Origin of the sequence: Methylopila turkensis, from assembly GCF_027922325.1 — a bacterium.
GTDB classification, from domain to species: domain Bacteria; phylum Pseudomonadota; class Alphaproteobacteria; order Rhizobiales; family Methylopilaceae; genus Methylopila; species Methylopila turkensis.
Genome location: NZ_BSFL01000002.1, coordinates 850,406 through 871,847, shown reverse-complemented (window position 1 = coordinate 871,847; position 21,442 = coordinate 850,406). Strand labels below are relative to the sequence as shown.

General features: G+C 68.9%; 22 protein-coding genes and 1 tRNA gene. 4 read left to right on the top strand and 19 right to left on the bottom strand.

The genetic code is table 11. The features are described from left to right. Positions 1 to 14 precede the first annotated feature (14 nt). The 3 genes from bfr to PKE78_RS10835 form a co-directional block, all read right to left on the bottom strand. Complete coding sequence (gene bfr, locus PKE78_RS10845; RefSeq protein WP_271200884.1) at positions 15 to 494, bottom strand: bacterioferritin; 480 nt, start codon at positions 492 to 494, stop codon at positions 15 to 17. 125 nt (positions 495 to 619) lie between these two features. After that, positions 620 to 928, bottom strand: coding sequence for a (2Fe-2S)-binding protein (locus tag PKE78_RS10840; RefSeq protein WP_271200883.1), 309 nt, complete (start codon positions 926 to 928; stop codon positions 620 to 622). 172 nt (positions 929 to 1,100) lie between these two features. Next, positions 1,101 to 3,857: a PAS domain-containing sensor histidine kinase gene (locus tag PKE78_RS10835; protein WP_271200882.1), complete on the bottom strand. Its 2,757-nt coding sequence runs from the start codon at positions 3,855 to 3,857 to the stop codon at positions 1,101 to 1,103. 268 nt (positions 3,858 to 4,125) lie between these two features. On the opposite strand from PKE78_RS10835, the gene PKE78_RS10830 reads away from it, so the two are divergent. The 3 genes from PKE78_RS10830 to PKE78_RS10820 all read left to right on the top strand — a co-directional run bounded on the left by PKE78_RS10830 (position 4,126) and on the right by PKE78_RS10820 (position 5,489). Beyond that, positions 4,126 to 4,470: a phasin family protein gene (locus PKE78_RS10830; RefSeq protein ID WP_271200881.1), complete on the top strand. Its 345-nt coding sequence runs from the start codon at positions 4,126 to 4,128 to the stop codon at positions 4,468 to 4,470. A gap of 280 nt (positions 4,471 to 4,750) precedes the next feature. Next, positions 4,751 to 5,230, top strand: coding sequence for a phasin (locus tag PKE78_RS10825; RefSeq protein WP_271200880.1), 480 nt, complete (start codon positions 4,751 to 4,753; stop codon positions 5,228 to 5,230). Positions 5,231 to 5,412: 182 nt separating this feature from the next. Next, positions 5,413 to 5,489: transfer RNA gene (locus PKE78_RS10820), tRNA-His, on the top strand. Between the two features lie 73 nt (positions 5,490 to 5,562). Here PKE78_RS10820 and PKE78_RS10815 read toward each other — a convergent pair. From PKE78_RS10815 to PKE78_RS10790, 6 genes are all read right to left on the bottom strand, one after another. Then, positions 5,563 to 5,730, bottom strand: a complete 168-nt coding sequence (locus PKE78_RS10815) for a hypothetical protein (protein WP_271200879.1) — start codon at positions 5,728 to 5,730, stop codon at positions 5,563 to 5,565. Between the two features lie 34 nt (positions 5,731 to 5,764). Further along, positions 5,765 to 5,950 (bottom strand): hypothetical protein, encoded by a 186-nt coding sequence (locus PKE78_RS10810; protein ID WP_271200878.1) that lies wholly within the window; start codon positions 5,948 to 5,950, stop codon positions 5,765 to 5,767. A gap of 124 nt (positions 5,951 to 6,074) precedes the next feature. After that, entirely contained in the window at positions 6,075 to 7,169 is a 1,095-nt protein-coding gene (locus PKE78_RS10805; RefSeq protein WP_271200877.1) for an ATP synthase subunit B family protein, read from the bottom strand. 156 nt (positions 7,170 to 7,325) lie between these two features. Further along, positions 7,326 to 7,535 (bottom strand): CsbD family protein, encoded by a 210-nt coding sequence (locus tag PKE78_RS10800; protein WP_271200876.1) that lies wholly within the window; start codon positions 7,533 to 7,535, stop codon positions 7,326 to 7,328. Between the two features lie 183 nt (positions 7,536 to 7,718). Then, the gene (locus PKE78_RS10795; RefSeq protein WP_271200875.1) at positions 7,719 to 7,922 is read right to left on the bottom strand and encodes a hypothetical protein; all 204 of its coding nucleotides are present in this window, start codon (positions 7,920 to 7,922) and stop codon (positions 7,719 to 7,721) included. Further along, positions 7,919 to 8,206: a hypothetical protein gene (locus PKE78_RS10790; protein ID WP_271200874.1), complete on the bottom strand. Its 288-nt coding sequence runs from the start codon at positions 8,204 to 8,206 to the stop codon at positions 7,919 to 7,921. Before PKE78_RS10790 ends, PKE78_RS10795 begins: the two co-directional genes overlap by 4 nt. A gap of 579 nt (positions 8,207 to 8,785) precedes the next feature. Here PKE78_RS10790 and PKE78_RS10785 point away from each other — a divergent pair. Further along, a complete protein-coding gene (locus PKE78_RS10785) occupies positions 8,786 to 8,989 on the top strand; it encodes a hypothetical protein (RefSeq protein ID WP_271200873.1) in 204 nt (67 codons plus the stop codon). Positions 8,990 to 9,151: 162 nt separating this feature from the next. On the opposite strand, the gene PKE78_RS10780 is transcribed toward PKE78_RS10785, so the two are convergent. From PKE78_RS10780 to PKE78_RS10735, 10 genes are all read right to left on the bottom strand, one after another. Then, on the bottom strand, positions 9,152 to 9,973 hold the full coding sequence (locus tag PKE78_RS10780; protein ID WP_271200872.1) for a hypothetical protein: 822 nt from the start codon (positions 9,971 to 9,973) through the stop codon (positions 9,152 to 9,154). Between the two features lie 140 nt (positions 9,974 to 10,113). Further along, positions 10,114 to 10,395 (bottom strand): hypothetical protein, encoded by a 282-nt coding sequence (locus PKE78_RS10775; RefSeq protein WP_271200871.1) that lies wholly within the window; start codon positions 10,393 to 10,395, stop codon positions 10,114 to 10,116. A gap of 49 nt (positions 10,396 to 10,444) precedes the next feature. Then, complete coding sequence (locus tag PKE78_RS10770) at positions 10,445 to 13,300, bottom strand: tetratricopeptide repeat protein (protein WP_271200978.1); 2,856 nt, start codon at positions 13,298 to 13,300, stop codon at positions 10,445 to 10,447. Positions 13,301 to 13,442: 142 nt separating this feature from the next. Continuing rightward, positions 13,443 to 14,414 (bottom strand): Hint domain-containing protein, encoded by a 972-nt coding sequence (locus tag PKE78_RS10765; RefSeq protein WP_271200870.1) that lies wholly within the window; start codon positions 14,412 to 14,414, stop codon positions 13,443 to 13,445. An 800-nt stretch (positions 14,415 to 15,214) separates the two neighbouring features. Continuing rightward, positions 15,215 to 15,841, bottom strand: a complete 627-nt coding sequence (locus PKE78_RS10760) for a TetR family transcriptional regulator (protein ID WP_271200869.1) — start codon at positions 15,839 to 15,841, stop codon at positions 15,215 to 15,217. Between the two features lie 256 nt (positions 15,842 to 16,097). Next, positions 16,098 to 17,435, bottom strand: coding sequence for a glycolate oxidase subunit GlcF (gene glcF / locus PKE78_RS10755; RefSeq protein WP_271200868.1), 1,338 nt, complete (start codon positions 17,433 to 17,435; stop codon positions 16,098 to 16,100). Positions 17,436 to 17,447: 12 nt separating this feature from the next. After that, positions 17,448 to 18,062: a hypothetical protein gene (locus PKE78_RS10750; RefSeq protein ID WP_271200867.1), complete on the bottom strand. Its 615-nt coding sequence runs from the start codon at positions 18,060 to 18,062 to the stop codon at positions 17,448 to 17,450. Next, positions 18,059 to 18,664, bottom strand: a complete 606-nt coding sequence (locus PKE78_RS10745) for a DUF2585 family protein (RefSeq protein ID WP_271200866.1) — start codon at positions 18,662 to 18,664, stop codon at positions 18,059 to 18,061. Before PKE78_RS10745 ends, PKE78_RS10750 begins: the two co-directional genes overlap by 4 nt. Continuing rightward, positions 18,654 to 19,835, bottom strand: a complete 1,182-nt coding sequence (locus PKE78_RS10740; RefSeq protein WP_271200865.1) for an FAD-binding protein — start codon at positions 19,833 to 19,835, stop codon at positions 18,654 to 18,656. The genes PKE78_RS10745 and PKE78_RS10740 overlap by 11 nt, the downstream gene beginning before the upstream one ends. Next, positions 19,832 to 21,277, bottom strand: coding sequence for an FAD-linked oxidase C-terminal domain-containing protein (locus PKE78_RS10735; RefSeq protein WP_271200864.1), 1,446 nt, complete (start codon positions 21,275 to 21,277; stop codon positions 19,832 to 19,834). Before PKE78_RS10735 ends, PKE78_RS10740 begins: the two co-directional genes overlap by 4 nt. Positions 21,278 to 21,442 lie beyond the last annotated feature (165 nt).

Sequence of the window (21,442 nt, the reverse complement as noted above, 5' to 3'; positions counted from 1 at the left end):
GAGATGTGGGACGGTCAGTCTTCGAGTTCGCCGATGTGGTGCTGGGCGTAGAGCTGCTCGCCGAGCTTCGCCACGAGATCGAGCTGCGTCTCGAGGAAGTCGATGTGGCCTTCCTCGTCCGTCATCAGCTCTTCGAACAGGTTCTTGCTCGGCAGGTCGCCGATCTCCTGGCAGTAGAGCGCCGCCTCACGGTAGAGCGCGCGGGCCTCGGTCTCGGCCGCGAGGTCGCACTCCAGGACTTCCTTGACGGACTGGCCGATGCGCAGCGGGTCGAGGACCTGCATGTTCGGAAAGCCTTCGAGGAAGATGATGCGCGTGACGAACTTGTCCGCGTGCTGCATCTCCTCGATCGACTCGGCGCGCCACTTTTTCGCCAGCGCCTGGTAGCCCCAGTCGTCGAGCAGGCGGTAGTGCACCCAGTACTGGTTGATCGCCGTCATCTCCGACCGCAGACCGCGGTTGAGATAATCGATGACCTTTGCGTCGCCCTTCATGGCGTCCCTCCTGCGGCGTCAGCCGGAAGCGTTAAATCCTAGAACGCTTCTAAACTAGCAGGTGCAAGACCGCAAGCGCGAACGCTCCGCGCTCAAAGGCCGAACAGGAAGGGGAAAATGGGCCGTCAGCGGTGGCGGCGGTCGATGGTGGCGACTTCCACGACGTCGCCTGCGAAGCCCAGCACCTCTCCGGCGCCGTGGGTGATCGACGGGCAAGCCGCGGGACATGCGCCGCAGGCCGCGGCTTCCTCGCGCGGCTTCAGGCCGCGGATGTCGTCGAGCATCGCTTTGATCGTGCGCGCGCAGCGCCCGCATTGCGGGCTGCAGCCGAGGCAGCGATAGACCTGGCCAGGCGTGCGGGGGCACGCGGACTCGTCCTGGATCGTCGTTTTGATCTGGGAGTCGCTCAGCACGTTGCAGGAGCAGACGATCATGCGGCGTCCGTCGATCGTGGCCGATGGGTGACGAAATCTTACCGGAAGATTACAGTTTGGAATTGATCTAAACTGTTGATCTTTCTCGGTTTTTACTTAAGGGGCGCAGGCTCCCGCGTCAACGGCTGAATCGGTTGGGCGACGGTGGAACGCGGGCGGATCGGCGCCGGGGTCAGCTCGCGGCGCGCGTGAGTGAGGAGAACGTCACCTCGACCAGCGTGCCTTCGCCGACCGCGCTCTGCAGCGAGAACACGGCGTTGTTCGCCTCCGCCAGCGCCTTGGTCAGCGGCAGGCCGAGGCCGGCCCCCTCCCGCCCCGAGACCGGGAGCTGTCGGAACGGCTCCAGCGCGAGCGCCTGCTCCTTGCGCGACATGCCCACGCCGGTGTCGCGCACCCGGATCACCGGCTCGCCGAGGTCGTTGAGCGCGGTCGCGACGATGACCTGGCCGCCGGCGGGCGTGAATTTCACCGCGTTCGACGCGAGGTTCAGCACGATCTGGCGGATCGAGCGCTGGTCGGCGCGCACCCGCGGCAGGCTGCGGGCGAGCGATGTGCGGATGATGATGTGCTCGCGGTTGGCCTGCGGCTGCAGCAGCGCCACCGCCTGGGTCGCGGCCTCGTTCAGGTCGACGTCGACGAAGTCGAGCTCCAGCTTGCCGGCCTCGATCTTGGACAGGTCGAGCAGGTCGTTCACCAGGCTGATGAGGTGCCCGCCGGACAGATGAATGTCGCGGAGGTACTCCTTGTAGCGCTCGTTGCCGAGGGCGCCGAAGCGCTCCTCCATCATCACCTCGGCGAAGCCGATGATGGCGTTGAGCGGCGTGCGGATCTCGTGGCTGACCTTGGCGAGGAAGTCCGACTTCTGGGCGTTGGCGCGCTCCGCCTGCCGCTTGGCGGCGATGAGCTCCTCCTCGGCCTTCTTCCAGTGGGTGATGTCGCGCAGCACGGCGCAGAAGCGGCCGTCTTCGGGGCGGCCGACGCGCCCGAGCGTGAGGTAGAGCGGGATCGCGCCGCCCTGCCGCACCAGCCCCAGAACCTCGCGGCCGTCGTTGAGCAGGCTCGCCACCGGGCTCGCGCGCAGCCCATCGAGATATTCGAAGGCGACGCGGCGGCTCTCGGGCGCGAGCGCGAGCGAGAACAGGCTGCCGACCAGTTCGCGCGCCTCATAGCCCAGCAGCGCCTCGGCGCTGCGGTTGATCGAAAGCACGCGGCCGGCGGAGTCGAGCGTCAGCACGCCGTCGGTCGCGGTGTCGAGGATCGCCGAGAGCTCGTGCTCGCGCAGCCTGGCCGTCGCGAGCGCCGCAGCCCCGCCTTCGCCGCGGCGAAGCAGCACGACGGTGGCCGGCGCGTCGCCCCACATGGTGGCGGACAGCTTGGCGCCGACGTCGATCTCGGCCCCGTCCTTCGCGACGAGGCGGACCGAGCCCGGCGCGGCCTCGTCATGGGACAGCGGCTCGGCGAACAGAGCGCCCGCGCCGCGCGCGGCGAGCTCCGCGACGTCGGCGTGGCCAGTCATATCCAACGCGGCGCGGTTGGCGTAGAGCGCGTCGTCGCCGCGCAGCACCAGCGCGCCGAGCGGCATCCGGTCGAGCAGGCGCAGGAGGTCAGCGGCGGCGGGCGTCGCAGGCGCTTCGCCGCCAGCCCCCAGCGGAAGCTCGGCGTCGGCGGCGATGTCCTCCCAGACGTCGCGGGGCGAGGGAGAGGCCGCCGGCTCGCGCAGTCGGCGCGCGATCTCGTCGAACGCGCTGGCCTCGTGGCTCGAGAGCCCGGCGCGGGCCGGCATGACCTGCGTGTCGCGCAGCGGAACCACGTTGTGGCCGAAGCCTTCCGCATCCTCGGTCGGCTCTTCGACCGGGGAGGGCTCCTCGGCCCGCCCGTCCGCTGGCGGGACGTCGGCCGGAGCCTCCTCCGGCGCGGCGGCTGCGGCGGCGACCGGCGGTTCCACGGGGGAGGAGGACAGCTCCTCGACGGCCAAGGACGGAGCGGCCTCGGCCGGTGGAGCTTCCGCCGCCGGCGACGTCTCCTCGGCGGGGGCCGGTTCGGCGACAGGCTCGACCGAGATCCCGAGGCCTCGGAAGCCCGCGAAGGTGCGGCCGCGGTCGAACACCGGCAGCGCCGAGAGCGTCAGCGCAAGGCGTCCGCCTGTCGCGCTCGGCCAGGACACCGGCAGGTCGCGCCACGGCCGGCGCGCGGCGATCGCTTCGGCGACGGCGCCGTCGGGATCGAGCGCGAGGTCGTTGGCGAGCGCGCGCCATGTCCGCCCGATCGCCGCCGCCGCGCTGTCGCCGACGGCTTCGCCGAGGTCGGGCGACAGGAACGACAGGCGGTCGTCCGCGTCGAGCTCGAACACGAAGCGGAGGTCGTGGGCCGGCGTCGTCGTCGCGGCGGGCGCGAGCGTGGAAGGCGCGGCTTCCGGCGCGGGAGAGGGCGAATCGACGCGCGGGTCCGGAGGCGGATCGTCGAACGGCGCCGACGGCGCTTCCGGCGCCGCCTCGGCGTCGCTCGCGATGGTCGCCGGTTCTGCGACGGCTTCGACGGCGTCATCCAGCGCGCGGCCGGCGGCCGGCTCCTGTTCAGTCACGACCGGCGCGGGCGCCGGAGCGGCCGACCAGGGCGAGCGCGCCAGCGGAGCGAGCGCAGCGAGAAGCGTGTAGGCGCGGTCCCCGATCGCAAGCGGCTCGGCGCGCAGCGCGATCGGCGCGAAACGGCCGGCGCCGCCGAGGCGCAGCCTGAGCAGGCCCTCGGCGCCGACAGCCGCTCGGGCGCTTCCCGGGTCGAGCCGTTCGCCGAGGCGGAGCGCGCCGGCGGCGGCGTTCGCCCACACGATCTCGCCCTCGCGGCCCACCAGCAGGGCCGGAGCCGGCGCGTCGGCGAGCGCCGCGAGCCGGGGCTCGTCTGAAATCGTCTGCGGGGCGTGCGTCGAGTCCATGCGCTCCTCGAGCGCCGGAGGAGCGGCGCCTGCGTTAACAAAGGCTTAAATTACAGAGCCGTGGAAATCGCGTCCATGCGCCTCGCGGCGTCGTCCAACGGAACCGCGCGGCAGGGTTAATCGGCGTTAGGGATTGGCGTTCCGCCGTGGCGCCAATGGACGTTTGCGCAGGCGGAATCCCGCTGCTACGAGAGCGTGTGGCTGGCCTTCCGCGGCGAGACGTCGCAGATCGGCCGGCTCTCGGCACCGTGCAAAAGGAGCGATCGTCATGGCGAGCGGCGGATACGAGATCCCGAACGAAATGCGCGACCTGGCCGAGAAGAGCGTGGAGCAGGCGCGCAAGGCGTTCGACGGCTTCATGGAAGCCGCGCACAAGGCCGCCGCGACCGCCGAGCAGCACGCCGCCGACGCCGAGCGCAACGTCCGCGCGACCGCCGATTCCGCGGTCTCATACGCCGAAGCCAATGTGGCGGCGAGCTTCGCCTTCGCCCAGAAGCTGGTCCGGGCGAAGAGCATCGAGGAGATGATGGCGATCCAGGCGGAGTTCGCCCGCGGGCAGGTCGAGGCGCTGTCCCGGCAGGTCGAGACCCTCACAAAGGCGCGGAAGGCCTAAGCGGTTCCGCCTGAGGGTCGCGCGGGCGTTCGCCCAGGAGACCAACCGCCGACGGCGACGCACGCCTGAACCGCGCGCGGCGGCTCAATTCCGCGTCATTTCCGCCTTGAAGCTAAGCCTTTTCGCCCTTATGTTGCGCTGCACAAGAGTTTTCGCGGCGCTGCGGTCGTTGGTCATCGCGTGGCGCTGCGGGCGTAAGGGTCCGTGCGCCATACGGCGGAGCGTCGGACCTCACCCGCGTGTCGCGTTCCGCCGGACAACGAGCACAAGGAAGGCTGACATGGCTACGAGCCCCAAGGCGGTCGCCGCCAAGACCGAGGAAACGATCCACGAGACCGCCGCTGCGGTCGAGACCGCCGCTCATGAAATGGCCGCTCCCGTGCGGGATCTGGCCGAGAAGGGCGTGGCGCAGGCGAAGCAGACCTACGGCCGCTTCAAGAGCGCGGCCGAGGAGACCACCGACGCCCTCGAGGACGCCTACGCGACCCTCAGCAAGGGCTACAAGGAGCTGGGCCGCAAGTCGGTCGAAGCCACCCGCAGCAACGTCAACGCGCATTTCGACTTCCTGAGCGCGCTGCTCGGCGCCAAGTCGGTGAGCCAGGCGGTCGAGCTCCACACCTCCTATGCGCGCAAGCAGTTCGACGTCTATGGCGCGCAGGTGAAGGAGCTCTCGGCGCTCGCGCAGAAGACCGCGACCGACGGCGCCAAGCCGTTCCAGGAGATCGCCACCAAGGGCGTGAAGTTCGCGCAGGCGAACTGACGACGGGAATGCTGCGGGCCATTAGGTCCGCATGACGCAATTGACGACGCCCGGGCCGATGGCGGTCCGGGCGTTCGCGTGCGCGGGTGCAGGCGGGTAGGCGACGGCGGCGCGAAACCGCTCTCTCCCGGCTTGCCTGAGCGATCGGTTTCGCCTAGGTTCCGCCCCGCAAAACGACCCGTGCCGCCATAGCTCAGTTGGTTAGAGCGCTTGATTGTGGATCAAGAGGTCCCTGGTTCGAGCCCAGGTGGTGGTACCAACCTTCCTCTAAGACGGTGATCGACGGAAGCGGCGGCCAAACGCTCCGCGAACGCGCGTCCGCGGCGGAGCTTCTATTCCGTAGGCCCGGTCGGCGCCGACCCTCGCTTGGCGGCCACCTGCTCGGCCGCGATCCCGGCCGCTTCACGGGACGGATAGGTTTCGCCTGAGGGCTCGTCGCCGAACCGGTAGCTCCAGCGGCCTGGTTCGATCTCGAAAAGCTCGTACGCGTTCGTCGCCATGTCGGCCTCCTTGGTTTCACGCAACGACGCCGTGTCAGCCGTCGTCCTTCGGTTTCTCCGGAGCGTCCCGCTTCGGCGGGGTCTTGGTCGGATCGGTTTCTTCGCGCGCCTTCCTCTGGGTCGCTGCGGCGGCCTTGTCGCCGCCGCCGACTTCGACCCCTCCGCCAATGTCGGGCTTCGTCACGGTGGTCCCGTAGGGCGGCTTCCTTGTCTCGCTCATCTGCGACCTCCTGTGCGTGGGAGCGCTTCGCGGGCTTCGCAAATAAGGCGACCCGCTCGATCGCGACGGGCCCCGCTCTGCGAGTTACGGCCGAGCAGGGGCCCGTCATCGAAGGCCCAGGACCTTAAGGCCGGGCGCGATAGGACAGACCGCGCCAGATCGTGCGCCTGTCGCGGTGCTCGCCGCCCCGCACGGCGCCGATGAAGGCTGCGGCTCCGGCGGCCAGCGCGGAAGCCGCGAGCAGGAACGCGGTGAGGACGGCCGCGACCCGCGCCTTCTCCGCGGCCGCCAGAGCCTGATCCTTCGCCTGCTGCGCCTGGGTCTCGGCTTCGGCGCGCAGGCGCTCGGCCTGCGCCTTCACGTCGTCCAATCTTTTCTGCGCCTCGGCGCGCATCGCCTTTGCTCGTTCGACGCCTTCGTTGACGCGAGCGTCGACCTGTTCGGGGGGCAGCCCCGTCCGGGAAGCCGCGACGTCGCGGATCGCGGCCCGATCGGCGTCCGAAATCTCGCCCGTACGCACGACGTTCGCCAGGACGCCGGCGATCCGGCGTTCGGCTGCTGCTGGGTCCTGCTGTTGGCCGTTACCGGCCCCGCCATCGGCGCGCAGAAGGCTGTCCGTGAGGTAATCGACCGGATTGGCCCGCAACCCTTGCGGCAACATTTCCTCAAGGCTCGGGCCGGCCGCCTGGGCCGCCCCGCCAGCCGCCTGACCGACGCCGCTGATCGCGCCGCCGGCGATTTGTCCCGCCCCTTGCGCGACGCCGCCGATGACGGAGCCGGCGGCCTGAACGCCGGTCGCGGCCGCCCCGGCCGCGATCCGCGCCGTTCCGCTCGCCGCCGACAGGGCGAACGCGCCGGCGACGATCAGCCCGATCCCCCAGACGACCAACCCGTGAAGCCCGTCGCGGGTGGCGGACTCTTCGGCGGTGACGCCGGGATCATCGGCGCGAAGCCGGCCCGCCACATAACCGCCGAGCATGTAGACCGCGACGGTCGAGATCGCGGTGAACAGGCCGGTCAGGACAAGGCCGAAGAAGCTGACGCTTTCGCCCGGCTCGGCCGTAATCGAGCTGAGGCCGAGGGCGCCGGCGAACGTCGTGAGCACGATCGTGAGCCCGGCGGCGATCACCGTGCCGGCGAATATCGCGCCCCAGTCCACCGGCGATCGGCGCGTGGCGGCCGGTACGTCCACCGATCGGGCCGGGTCAACGTTCGACATATCTTGAGCCTCAAAAATCTGGAATGTGCGAAAGCGGCAGCTGTCGGTCAGCCCACGGGGTCCGTGTCAGGATCCGCCGCGTGAGCCGCAAGTCGCCTCGCAGCGGGATTGCGGGCATAAAAAGAGCCGGGCCCAAGAACCCGGCTCTCTCCGTCCTCAAGGACGACGATCGTAGTCCGAGAACCACGTGTCGACTTCGGCTTTCGCCTTTGATTTCTCGACGCCGTAGCGCTCCTGAATCTTGCCTTCGAGCTGCTCGCGCTTTCCGTCGATGACGTCGAGGTCATCATCGGTGAGCTTGCCCCACTTTTCCTTGATCGTGCCTTTGATCTGCTTCCAATTGCCTTCGACGCGGTCCCAGGCCATGGCGACTCTCCACAATGAATGTGCAGATGAAACGCTCATTCCCTGTCAAAGTTGCACAGCAAATAAACAGATGGAGCGCTTGCGAGCGCGCCAAGCCCAGCGCCACGCCTCGCGCTAAGGCGGTCGTCCTAGAACCGCGGCGACGCGCTCGGTCCCTGAGCGATCACGCGGCCGACCAAAGGCTCAGGTGGAGCCCTCCTTGGGGGCGCCCGTACGGGCCGTCTGCGGGCGTCGGGGAGAGGAGTGATCGTCAGGCTTCCGGGTCGCGTCGCGGTCTCCGGTTGGGTTGGCGCTGTCCATGCCGTTGTTCCGGCTGTCGCCTTGGGAGGGCGCCATGGCGCCCTTGGCGTCGCCCTTCACCGTGCTCTTCGAGGGGGTGTTGGTCATGTAGCCTCCAGTCCTGTCAGCCGGTTCAGGCCATGTCGCGCCTTGAGGGAGCGGGTCGACCGTGAGATCCGAACCTCGATCTCGCGCACCAGGGCGTCGTTCGTAGAGCCGTCGAGCTGGATGCTCGCAAGGCCCCGCCTGGCCGAAGTCAGCGCGTTCCTGCGGGCGCCGTCCTCGAACCCGCCGACGAACGCGTCGAGCGCGGCCAGCGCCGGTCTCAGATCATAAGAGCCCGAACCGGCGACGACCGCGGCCGCCGTAACGAATTGCTGAAGCGTGCTCACTGAGGCCCTCCCGCAAGGTTATGAGCGGGAGCGTCTCGTAGCTCTCAGCCGTCAGCGCTCGAAAATGACCTGCCGACGATAGACGGAAGCTGGGGTGCTTTCCGCGATCGTTCAAGGCGTGGTCCGCGACGTATCGAAGGAATGGTCGCCAAGACGAAGCCTCGGCCGAGGCTACAAAATCCTCGAAAATCTTCGGCAAGCGCGATTATGTCTGCATGCCCAGCCGGATGGCGTCAGGGTCGATCACCCTGCGCTGTGGTCTGGTCGCGCGCGCCGAGCTTTCGTCGTCCGCGATAAAAAATCAGGTCGGGGAGAATGCAGCCGCCGCGAGTGAATTCTGGGTCGCCGCAATTGGGCGATCCGCCGTCGCATGCGATCGCAAGGCCGGACAGGATCCGAGACGGTCGGAGACCGAAGGATGGCCCGTCGGCGCACGCCCGTCTCGGGCGCCTCGGCGGCGCGCGCGCCGCCAAACGTCTCTCATCTAATCACTTAGTTGAGATTTTCCTCTCGAGATGCAACCAGAAGTGCGCTTCGCGTGTCGTGCGTATATCGGTCGATCATCCAAAGGAACCGGCCATGCGCTTCTGCGTCGTGCAGCTCAACGCTCAGCGACCCGCCTCGTGGGCCGTGCTTCTGAAAAGCACAGGCGAGGTCGTGGAGCATGAGGACCGTCTTCTGCTGGGACTAACGAGACCGCTCGCCGAAGAGTGGATGGAAAAGCTGGAAGACGGCCCTCCAGCGGCCTGCGAACTCAAGCAAAGACAGTGGAAGAAGAGGTGAAATCCTGTTCAGCCGTCGAGGTTTGGACGCCGACGTCGTCACGGCGTCCGCCGGACGTCTCCGGACCATCGCTGAACGGCGAGGTCCGGAGACAAGGCGAAGACCGCGACGCGTCGTCGTACCGGTCGCCGCCAGGACCGTTCGGTCAGGCGCCCGAGGTCGTCAGCAATGGACCGAAACGTTGTGGTAGAGGTCGGTCGCCGTCGGCTCGCCGGCGTTGATCGACCATGTCGAGACAAAGACGCTCGATCCCGAGGGATAGGCCGAACCGTAGAAGTATCCGCCGTCGATGTTCACGTGGACCGAACAGAGCTGGAGATTCCGGTCGACATCGATCCTGTAGCTTCCAGCCGCCAATCTGACCGTGGCGAGGATCCGCGTCGTCCCAGCGTAGGCGGTGCCATCGTAATTCATGAAGACCTGAATTTGCGGGGCGTAATAGCCGGTGATGTCGCCGACCACCTTGGTCGCCGCGCTCGCGTAGATCGCCAACTGGCCGGTGGCGCCCAGCGCCACGGTCGCCGCGCCCGTGATGCTCTCGCCGGAGCGGTAGTTCAGGACCGCCGTGGCCGGCCGCGGCGTGTCGGAGGCGAACGCCCGGAGGAAGCCGGTGCCGGTCGGTCCGTTTGCGGTCAGGTTGATCGCGACCGCCTTGGCCGACGCCGGAATTCCGCAGCCGTTCGCGGGTCCGCCCTGCGTCGTGAAATCGCCCGCGCCGGCGATCTGGTAGGACTTGGTCTGGGTCGCGGTCATGGTGGCGGCGTTCGAGAACGCGCGGCATGGCGTGATCGGCGTGTAGACCAGCTCGGACGGAGTGGGCTGAGGGGCCGAGATCGCCGCGATCTCCGCGGAGCGCGGCTTCGACGTCGCCCCGCCTACCGCCCCTTTATTGACCGGCCTGTCGCCTTCGGCGGACAGCACGGTCGAGTTCGCCGAGAGCAGAAATGCTGCAGTGGCGCACACAAACGAAAGCGCAATACGCATGAACACCTCCCCCTAATTTTTGACGAGGGAGCGTGCGCCTTAATAAAGGAAAGAAAATCCGCATTATCACCTATTCAGCCAGCAGATGACTCGACGGCGCTCAAGCCGACTGGACACAGGGGCTCAATCGTGGCGCGTCGTCACCGCGGCCGCGCGGAGCGGACGGCGCGAGGCGTTTCGCACGGCAGCGGCGGCCGGATCTCCATCCAAAGCATCTGCATCTGCGCGTCCTGGCGGCTCATGCGCATCAACAGACGGTCGTCGAACTCCACGATCGCGCCGGAGCGGCGGCTGATCACGGCCCAGGAGTTCTCCTGTCCGGTCACCAGTTGCACCAGCTGGAAGCGTTCGCTTCGGTCCGGCTGGATCGTCGGAGCGGGCGATCGGTTTGTGTGCGTGTAGCCGGCTCTTTTATCCTGCACTGTTGTCTCCTGCCTCTGTCGTCGATTTGAAAGTCGGAGGGAGTTGCCGTCAGTAGGTCGCGGCCCAATGCTTGCCGGCGCGCTTGTAACGCGCCGACCGTGCGGCGTAGACGACGCGCCGGAACGCCGCGAGGTCCCAGATGCGGACGTCCGCGGCGAAGTCGCTCTCGGCATGCCGGGCGATGTGGCTCGCCACATGCCGGGTCAGCAGACCGGGTCCGGTCGCGAGCCAAAGCGACTCGCCGGCGCCTTGCAGCGTCGCTGCGGTCGCTTCTTCCAGCGCCCGCGTCACGATTGGGTGGCCGGGCGGCGCGGCGACGAAGTTGTTGCCGACCGTGCCGAGAAATTCCTGGTAACTGACGAGGCCGTCGGCGCCCTCGATCAACGTCGCAAGCGGGGCGGCGCAATAGTCGTCGGCGTCGAGATAGACGCCGCCTTCCGAGCTGAGCAGCGCCAGGCGCAGGATGTCGGCGCGCATGGCGGCGTGGCGCGCGACCGAGTAGGCCTTCAGCGGCTCCGGGTTTGAGAGCGTCCCGAGGAAGGCGCGCGCCGAGGCGTCGTCCCAGCGCTTGTGCTTAAGGTCGCGATTGACCCCGCCGGCGCGCTCCATCAGGTAGCGGATCTCCGGCGGAGGGTCCCGGTCCCAGTACTGGTGCAGCGTCCGCGGGATGCGCCCGCTGGCGCCGGAGGGGATGCTGCGCGCCCGCGCGAGCCGGCCGGTGCGCGAGAGCGCCAGCAGGAGGCCGATCGCGGGCCCGAGACCGGAGGCGTCGGCGGCCGCGAGCGCGGCGGCCGAACGGAGCAGCGCCTCGTCGCCCTGCCGCAGCGCGGCGGCCAGCGCGCGGGTGTCCTCGGGGTTGAGCCGCAGCTCGTTGACGATCTGCCCGAACAGATGGCGGAAGCGATGCCCGTCGAGGCGCGGCGCGCCGCCGGCCGGGTTCGACGGAACGAGCAGCAGGGTCTCCCACGCCAGCGCGTCGTCGAACATGTAGGCGGCCGCCAGCGCAAGCCAGGCCGCGCATTTGGCGTCGTTGGGCGCCGCGTCGAGCCCGGCGCGCGCGAGCCGCATCGCGAGCGGATAGTCCTGGCGCAGGAAGGCCAGGGTCATCTCGCACCGCAGTCGGACCGCGTCGCTCTGACGGCCGCCGGGCGCCCACACCTCGAGAACCTGCTCGGCCTCGGTCCAACGGCCGCAGTCCAGCAGGCATTCGACCAGAAGCTGCTCGTCCGCGACGGAGCGCGAGGGGAGGGCGCGGAGAGCGTCGATCGCCGTCTCGATTTTGCCGGCGTTGCGCAGGCTGCGGAGCCAGCGCAGCCGCCGCGACGGGTCGTCGGGAAACCGCTCGGCGTCGCGGCGGAAGGCCTCGCTCGCGCCGTCGAGGTCGCCGGAATGCGCCGCCTGCCGGGCGCGCATGCCCGCAAGCTTGCTGGTGCAGGGATGGGCCGCCTCAAGCCGGTCGATCGCCTGCGCGAGGGCGATGGGGTCGTCGCCCGAGAGCAGCGCCTCGCACCGCTCGATCAACAGCTCCTCGGCGTCCGGCCGACGCTCCAGCGCGGCGGCCAGAACCTCGGCCGCCTCGGCGTCGCGGCCCTGCCTGCCGAGGGCCCGCGCCCAGCGGATCTGGGCGCCGGGGTCGAGCGGGTTCTCGGCCGCGCTTGCGGCGCAGAGCCGCTCCGCCTCGGCGGGGTCGTTCATGGCGCCGGCGAGCTCGGCGCGCAGCGTGACGAGCCGACGGTCGCCGGGCCGTCGCGCCTCGAGCGCGGCGAGCTCGTCCCGAGCCTTGCCCCAGAAGCCGGCGACCCGGTACTGGATGGCGCGCTCGACCGCGAGCTCGAACGTGTCCGCCTGCGGATCGACCGTCAGGCAGGCGAGCGCCTCCCGGCGGCGTCCCAGCCGGCCAAGCGCTCGCGACCAGCGGATGCGTCGCGCGGGATCGCCGGGATGCTCGCGCGCGTCGCGGGCATAGATCGCCTCGGCGGCGGCGTAATCGAGCGCCGCTTCCGCGAGCCCGGCCCGCAGCGCCGGCAGGCGGCTGTGTCCAGGCTGAAGGCGCATGACGGCGTCAACGTCGGCCTGCGCCTCGTCGATCCGGCCGACGCTCTTCAAAAGCGCGGCTCGCTCGATCAGCAGCCCGACCGCGTCCGGGTTCAGCTCCAGGCCGTCGGAGAGCGCGGCGATGGCCTTTTCGGGCCGCGACAGCCGGCCCAGCACCCGGATCCAGCGCATGCGCCGGGTGGGGTCCGTGGGATGCGCCTCGACGTCACGCCCATAGACCGCCTCGGCCTCGACGAACTGTCCCGTCGCTTCCGCGAGTTCGCCCGTCAGGATCGGGATGCGGAAATGGCCCGGAGAGACCCGGCGCAGGGTTTCAATGTCGGCGCGGGCCTCCTCGAAGCGGCCGTCCTGCCGCAGCAGCGCCGCGCGCTCGACCAGCAGCCCCACGGACTCAGGCGAAAAACCGAGGCCGGCGTCGAGCGCGTCGATCGCCTCGCGCTGTCGGCCGAGCTTGATGAGGGTCTTCGCCCAGCGGAGCGTCCGCGTCGGGTCGCCGGGATGGGCGGCGGAGTCCGCCGCGAAGATCGCTTCCGCCTCGCGCAGATCGCCGGCGGCGTCCGCGAGCTCTCCTCTGAGAATGGGCAGACGGAAATGGCCGGGCGCCAGGCGCTCGGCGTCGCGCAGGGTCGCGGCGGCGGCCGCGAACTCCTTCCTCCGGGTCTGGCAGATGGCGAGTTCGAGAAGCAGGTCGGGCGACTGCGCCACTTTCAGCCCGTCGCGCAGCACGTCGAGCGCGTCGTCGTGCCGGGATTGCTTGATCAGCAGGCGCGCGAGTTGCGCGCGGGCGACGACATTAGCCGGCTTTCTGGCGCATTCGTTGAAGAGCCAGGTCTCGTCACGCTGGGCCACTGCGCTCAACTGGGCGCTCCCGGTTGTCGAACAGATGTCGGTCGAGTGCGGAAGACGAGCGGGAAGGTTCGCCCCGGCCTGGCGGGGCTGGTCGCTGGCGCGGGCGGAGGGGCTCGAAGCCTCTCCGCCCGCGCCGACGGACTCAGGCGGCGACGGCCGGCCGCAGGGCGCGTGCGGCCTCCGCGATGCGGGCGCGGACCGAGAGCGGGGTCTGCCGGGCGCTCATCGCGCGCGGCATGCCGGACTCCGGTATCGGATCGGGCTGCGAGCCGTACAGCGCCAGGAACTCGTCATAGTTGTCGAAGCGCTTGCGCGTGACGTTGTCGACGAAGGTTTCGGCGGCGGAGCCTTCCGCGAGCACGATCTCGTGGTTCTCGGTCTCGATATGGTGCACGGTGACGAAGCGCCCGAGTTCGGCGTCGGTCATGCGCACGATCGTGTCCCCGTTCACCAGCGCGCCGGCGGCGACGAGCGCTCCGTCCAACACCAGGGCGTGGTCGGCCGTCACGCGAAGGTCGCGCAGCGGCAGGCCGTCGCCGAGCGCCCCGGCGCGGATGCGCACCGGACGCCGGCCTTCCGGCATGCCGAACACCGACGACAGCGTCTGGCGGCCCATCCACTTCACCGGGACAGCGCGGCCGTCCGAGGTCGTCACCAGTTGGCCGATCACCAGCTTTTCGACCGCGACCGGCCCGTCCGGGGTCTGGATCAGCGTGCCGGACAGGAAGCAGACCGGCGCCGCGCCCTCGATGTCCCACTGCGACTCCGGAACGGTGGTGTCGTCTTCGAGCAGGGTGAGGGTCAGCGTGCTCGGGTCGGTCCCCGCGGGAACGAAGGTCGTGTAGATAAGGCCGCCCAAAGGCCCGGCGGTGGTTCCCGCAAAACCGACGGCGTTGCCATCGCCGTCATAAACGACGCCAGCGTAAGTGTACGTGACGTTTCCTCCGAGGATTCCCGTTGGCGCGCTGAAGGTGTCGGGGGAGGTGTCGCCGAGGATCCCCGGATTGTCCGGGGGCGTGCCGACATCCGTGACCTCGAAATCGGAGGCCGTATTCAGGCCCAGCGTGAGCAGGCCGTCGACGTTCACAGTAGTATAGGCGTCGTAATCCGGCATTTCGGTCGCTCCCAAAAGTCGTGGGTCGTCGGTGTCGGTGAGTGCACGCCCTTCAGGGGCGCAAGACTTCGCAGACGCCGCTTCACATCATGAAGCTGCGCAAAATTTTAGATTATTTGCGTGCGATCGCTCGATACGAGCGCAAGCGAATGCTTCGCCACTCTAATGACGCATGTGAGGCGAGCAATTAAGATAGCGATATCAACTTATTGCAGTGCAATAGAGGCGAGTGATGCGCTTATAAATGCTATATTTATTGGATATCACGAGTTCGTTATTGAATAAATGATACCGATATCTATTGGTTATGGTACCGGTATCAAAAGAATAGTTCGTTCAAATTGCAGCAAATAGAAGGGCGCTTCGTGGATTCGACGATTCGGGGAGAGTGATCGAGCGATCGACCGCGGCGGTGGGAGCAGGTCCCGGAAAGTCGAGCGCCTTTCCGTCGGAGCCTTTTCGCGCGTCGACGAGAGCGGCTTGCGGAGACAGATCGCGCTGCGGCGTTGGAACGGTGGAAGCGCGCGTCGCGGCGGTGGGTGAGGCGGCCGCGCGAGGTCGGCGCGACCGCCTCGGCTTGCGCCGCGCAGGCCTCATGCCTGATCCGGGTGACGGCCGTGCGACGGGCGGAACGTCCGGATCGGGCGGGCGTTCCAAAAGGGTCGAGCTGCGGGCGACGCTTGGGGGGACGCTGACGCCGTCGCCCGCAGCTCTTTCCCCCGGCGGCCTTCAGGCGGTTCGGAGCCCGAAGGTCGACGGAGCGGGCGCGCGGCGGATCGGGCCGCCACGCGTAATCGAAGTCACGCCGGCGCCGGGTCGCTCGCGAGCGCCGCGACGAAGGCTTGGACGATCGCGCAGCCGCGCGTCGTCAGGTCCATGTCTTCCGGCAGCTCCAGCCACCGCCGCATCAAACCGAACACGAGCGCGCGGAACGCGCCCTGCGCGAGCTCCGGCGTGAAGGCGCGGTTGAGCTGCCCGCGGTCGCGCGCGGTCTGGAACAGTTCGGCGATCTGGGCGTCCAGACTGCACTTGGCCTCGTGCTGCCGGCGGATCACCTCGACCATGTCGTCGGTGTACTCGCAGCGCAGCAGCAGGATCGCCATGACGCGCGTCTGGCGCTCGTCTGCGGCGATGGTGCGGAACAGCTCGCAGACGGTGTCGCCGACGCTCGCCAGCGGATCGCGATCGGGCTGGAGCGCGAAGCGGGCGCACAGCTCCTCCTCCGGCAGCGAGGCCCGCTCCTGCACCGCCATGAACAGGTCGACCTTGTTCTCGAAATGCCAGTAGACGGCGCCGCGGGTCACCCCGGCCGCGCGGGCGATGTCGTCGAGCGAGGATCGGGCGACGCCGTTCTCGAAGAACGACATTTCGGCGGCGTCCAGGATCAGGTCCCGGGTCTTCTCCGCTTCCGCCTTGGTCTTCCGCATGAATGATCCCGCCGCCTGCGACAATTAACGTGCATACGTGTATGTATGTAAAATCACGGAGCCGTGAGCACTGGCGCCGGGGGCCGCCGCATCACCGTCGCCGGGATCTTGTCCGGGGATCGAACGACGTCCGTTGGTAGGGAACCGCGGGTGCCATGACCCGCGAACCGGCCAGCCCTGTGCGGGCCGTTGCGGATGGCTGGCGATGAGCCCCCCGCCAGCCTCGCCGGAAGCCGTCCTTGCGAGCGCGAGGCCGCTACTCCGCCGCGTCGGCCATGCGCTCGAAGCCGCGGCCCTCGAGCGCCGCGGGCAGCGGGCCGCCGGTCGCCCAGTCCACCAGCTCGACGGTGTGGACGGCGGGAAGAGCCGTCCCTGAGCGGATCTGCGTCAGGCAGCCGATATTGCCGGCCGCGACTACCTCGCCGCCGACGCGCTCGATGTTCGCGACCTTGCGGTCGCGCAGCCGCGTCGCGATCTCGGGCTGCAGAATGTTGTAGGTGCCGGCCGAGCCGCAGCAGAGGTGTCCCTCCGCCGGCTCCTTGACCTGGAAGCCGACCGCCTTCAGCGCCGCCTTAGGCTCCTCGCGGATCTGCTGGCCATGCTGGATCGAGCAGGCGGCGTGGTAGGCGACGGTCTGGCCTGTCGGGCGCGCGGGCTTCAGCGGCAACGTCGCCAGCACCTCGGAGATGTCCTTCGCGAGCGCGGAGACGCGCGCGGCCTTCGCCGCGTAGGCCGGGTCCTCGCGCAGCATGAAGCCGTAGTCCTTGATCGTCGTGCCGCAGCCCGACGTGGTCACCACGATGGCGTCGAGCCCGCCGTCCTCGATCACGCGCGTCCAGGCGTCGACGTTGCGCCGGGCGCCCGCGAGGCTTTCCTCCTCGCGGCCCATGTGGTGGACAAGCGAGCCGCAGCAGCCTTCGCCGGCGGCGTGGACCACTTCGACGCCGAAGCGGGTCAGCAGCCGGATGGTGGCGTCGTTGATCGAAGGCTCCAGCACCTTCTGAGCGCAGCCCTGCAGCAGCGCGACGCGGGCCTTGCGCTCCCCCGCCGCCTTGAACGTGCGGGGGCCGTCGTTCAAGGAGGCCGCGGGCAGGGCGCTCGGCGCGAGCGCCAGCATCGCGGCGATCCGCGGCCCGCCCGGCAGCTTGGCGAGCAGGCCGGCGAAGGGGCGCGCCAGCCGCGCGGCGGTCAGCGCCAGCCGCAACCGGCCGGGATGCGGCAGCACGAAGGCGAGCGTCGCGCGCATCAGCCGGTCGATCGGCGGCCGGCGATAGGTCTTCTCGATGTGCGCGCGGGCGTGGTCGACGAGGTGCATGTAATGCACGCCCGAGGGGCACGTCGTCATGCAGGACAGGCACGACAGGCAGCGGTCCACATGGCGCACGACCTCGGTCGTCGCGGGCCTGTCCTGCTCCAGCATGTCCTTGATCAGGTAGATGCGGCCGCGTGGGGAATCGAGTTCGTCGCCCAGCAGCACATAGGTCGGGCAGGTCGCGGTGCAGAACCCGCAATGCACGCAGGTGCGCAGGATCTTTTCCGACGAGGCGAGCTGAGCATCGGCCTCAAGCCGCTCGGGGGCGAACGTGGTCTGCATCGTTTATGAGCTTCAGACTTTTACACGTGTGACATCGAAATCACGGCAAATTTCCGAGTCGAAGTCCGTTCGAGTCACTTTGAAAAACGCCCCTTCAACATGGGCGTCGATGGGAACGTTTATTTGTTTCATAAAATTAAGATTTCTTCGACGTTCCTGTCTACCTCGGGGAAGGGCGTCCACCTCGATAAATTCTATGCCTAACCCTGAAAAATCGGCCAGCTCCTTGAGCTGGAAGACTCGCTGCATCTTACTTGTCATTTGTTTTTGGCTCAGGGCTCCGCCGAATTTTGCTTCACAAAGCCATATCCTGAATTCATCAGCAATAATCAGGTCGACGTCTTCCTGAGTCCCCTTGATCTCGGCTGCAAATTTGATTTTATCACTATCGATCAAGGTGCCAGCGTCACGACCTGCTTGCCAAATCGCAGCGACCATCCAGTCAAAATGATAGTCCATCGCCCACCACGCTTCGGCTGATGGGCGCCAAGCTGGCTCGAACTTCTCGAGAAACGAAGCAGAAAGTCGATCGGAACTCGGCCCGAGCGCATCGCGCAGAAGCCAATAGCGCTCTTTGCGATTGAAGTCCGCCAGATAGGCCGCGAATGGTCGTTTCATGTCGTTCACCGCATCGCCTGCCAGTCCCGGATGGCGTCGATCGGGTGCAGGATCATGATGACGTTCAGGGTGAGGTTGTCGCGGATGACGTAGAGCGCGAGGAGCTCCATCGCGATCGCCGCGGCGACGATCGTCCAGGTGGGCGACAGGCGCGCCACGGTGAAGCCGAGAATCATGAAGCCGATGTCGGCGGCGGAGTTCAGCACGCTGTCGCCGGCGAAGGCGTCGGAGACGGTCGCCGCGCGGTAGCGGTCGATGATGATCGGCGAGTTCTCCAGCAGCTCCCAGGCGCCTTCGACCGCGATGGCGCCGATCAGCGCGGTCGCGATCGCGAGCGGGCGGCCCCACAGGCGGCCGATCAGGACGGCCGCGCCGTAGAAGATGAAACCGTGGATGACGTGGCTGAGCGAGTACCAGTCGGCGATGTGCTGCGACGTGCCGCCGTCGTTGGCGGCCCCGTGCCACAGCTTGATTTCGCCGCAGGGGCAGATCAGCGGCCGGCCCATGGCGTAGAGGATCGCGGCGAAGCCGCCGACGAGCGCGACGCTGAGCGCGGCGCGTCCGGCGCTGATCGCGGGGCGCGTGACCACGACGCCGGCATCAGCGGACATGCATGCGCCCCGGATTGAGCACGCCGGCCGGATCGAACGCCTGGACGATCCCCGCCGTCAGCCGGGCGAGCGCCGGCGCCTCCGGCTCGAACACGTCGATCCCGGCGCGGACCGCGTCCGGCGCGCGCACGAGCGTGGCGTGGCCGCGCGCGTCGCGCACCATCGGCCGCAGCCTCCCTGCGCCGGCGTCGCCCTCCGCGGAGGTCGCGATCCAGATCAGCCCGCCGCTCCAGTCATAGAGATGCGCCTCGACGAGAGCGCCGAGCCGCGCGACGAGCCCCGGCGCGCGGGTCGGCGCGGTCGAGATGCGCCACAGCGCGCGGGCGGGCGAGCCGAGGAAGGGCTGCGCGTCGCGCACGTCGCGCCACAGCGCCCGCGAGGCGTCGGCGTCGAGCCGGTCGGCCGCCCCGAAGCTTCGGAGGCGGGCGGCGAGCTCGCCGGCGCGGTAGCGCACCTGGTTCTCGAAGTTCTCGAGCCGGAGGCAGGTGCGCGCCGGCTGGCCGCCCTGTCCCGGAATGTGCGCGGCGCCGGTGACCTCGAACGGCGTGCCCATGCCGGCGCACAGCGCCGCGACGCCATGGACGTCGTCGAGCCCCTCGATCAAGAGCGTGGCCTCGGTCTCGGCCGCCGGCAGCGTCTTGAAGGTCGCTTCGGTGATCACGCCGAGCGCGCCGTGCGATCCGCAGGCGAGCTTCACCAGATCGTAGCCGGTGACGTTCTTCATCACGCGCCCGCCGGAGCGGATCGTCTCCGCGCGCCCCGTCGTCATCCGCACGCCGATCAGGGCGTCGCGCACGGCCCCGGCGTAGATGCGCCGCGGCCCCGAGGCGTTGGTCGCGACCAGCCCGCCGATGGTCGGCTCGGCTTCCCCGCCGTAGAGCGGACGGTGGTCGAACGGCTCGAAGGCGAAGCGCTGTCCGACGCGGGCAAGCTCCGCCTCGACCTCGGCGACCGGCGTGCCGGCCTTGGCCGAGACCACCAGCTCCGACGGCTCCAGCAGGGTGACGCCGGTCAGCCGTTCGGTCGAAAGCGTCCTGCCGGCCTGCGCCGGCCGGCCGAGCCCGGCGCGGCTGCCGGCGCCGCGAATGAGGATCGGCGTCCGCGCGTCCGCGGCCTCCCGGATCGTCGCCTCGATCCCGGCTTCGTCGAAGGGAGAGATCGTGTCGGTCACGCCGCGACCTTCGGCAGACGGTCGTCGAGCGGAAACACCTTGGCGGGGTTCAGCAGCCAGTTCGGGTCGAAGGCGGACTTCACCCGCATCTGCTGCTCGAGTTCGATGCGGGTGAACTGGGCGGTCATCAGGTCGCGCTTTTCGATGCCGACGCCGTGCTCGCCGGTCAGGCAGCCGCCGACCTCGACGCAGGCGAGCAGGATGTCCTCGCCGGCCTTCTCCGCCTTCGCGAGCGAGACCGGATCATTCATGTCGTAGAGCACCAGCGGATGCAGGTTGCCGTCGCCGGCGTGAAAGATGTTGGCGACCTTGAGGCCGGCGTTGTCGCAGATTTCGGTGATGCGCGTCAGCACCTGCGGCAGCGTGCCTGTGGGGATGGTGCCGTCCATGCAGATGTAGTCGGACACCCGGCCCATGGCCCCGAAGGCGGATTTGCGGCCTTTCCAGATGGCGGCGGCTTCGGCCGGCGTCCGCGCCTGGCGGGCGTAGGTCGCGCCATGGTCGCCGGCGATCGCGCCGATGCGGGCGAGCTGCTCGTCGATCTCGTCCGCGGAGCCCTCGACCTCGACGATCAGCATGGCGCCGACGTCGCGGGGGTAGCCCGCCTTGGCGAAATCCTCGCAGATGTCGATCGCGAGCTTGTCCATGTACTCGATCGCGACCGGCACGATGCCGGCGCCGAGCACCGCCGCCACGCAGGCGCCCGCGGTCTCCGGGGAGGCGAAGCCGAACAGGATCGGCCGCGCGCCTTCCGCCATGGGCAGGATGCGCAGCGTCGCTTCGGTGACGACGCCGAACTGGCCTTCCGAGCCGCAGATCAGGCCGAGCATGTCGAGGCCCGGAGCGTCGAGCGCGTCGCCGCCGATCTCGATCACCTCGCCCTTCAGCGTGACGAAGGTGACGCCCAGCAGGTTGTTGGTGGTGACGCCGTACTTCAGACAGTGCGCGCCGCCGGAGTTCATGGCGATGTTGCCGGCGATGGTGCAGGCGAGCTGCGAGGACGGGTCCGGCGCGTAGAAGAAGCCCTCATGCGCGATCGCGGCCGAGACCCCGAGGTTGGTCACGCCGGTCTGGACGCGCACGGTCCGGTTCGCGAGGTCGACGTCGAGCACCTTCGACATCTTGGCGACGCCGAGCACCACGGCGTCCTCCTGCGGCAGGGCGCCGCCGGCGAGCGAGGTGCCGGCGCCGCGTGGGATCACCGGGACGCCCTCGCGGCCCAGGAAGGCGAGCACGGCCGCGGTCTGTTCGGTGGTCGAGGGCAGCACGACGGCGAGCGGCATGCGGCGATAGGCGGTCAGCGCGTCGGTCTCGAACGCGCGCCGCTCCTCCTCGGAGGTGATGACGCCCTCGCCCGGGACCAGCGCCTTCAGGCCCGCGATGATCTCATCGCGCCGCGCCAGAATCGCGGGGTCGGGCGCGGGCAGCGCGATGCCGGTCATGACGGGGCGTTCTCCTCGAAACCGCGCCGCCGTTGAACGCCGGCGGTTTGCGGGAACCTAACATGTCAGCCGCCGCAGGCGACGCCGCGAGGGCTGCGTGCGCGAACGTGCGGCCATGTCTTGCATGGCCGGCGACGCGGGGCCATGGTCGCCATACAGTTCAAA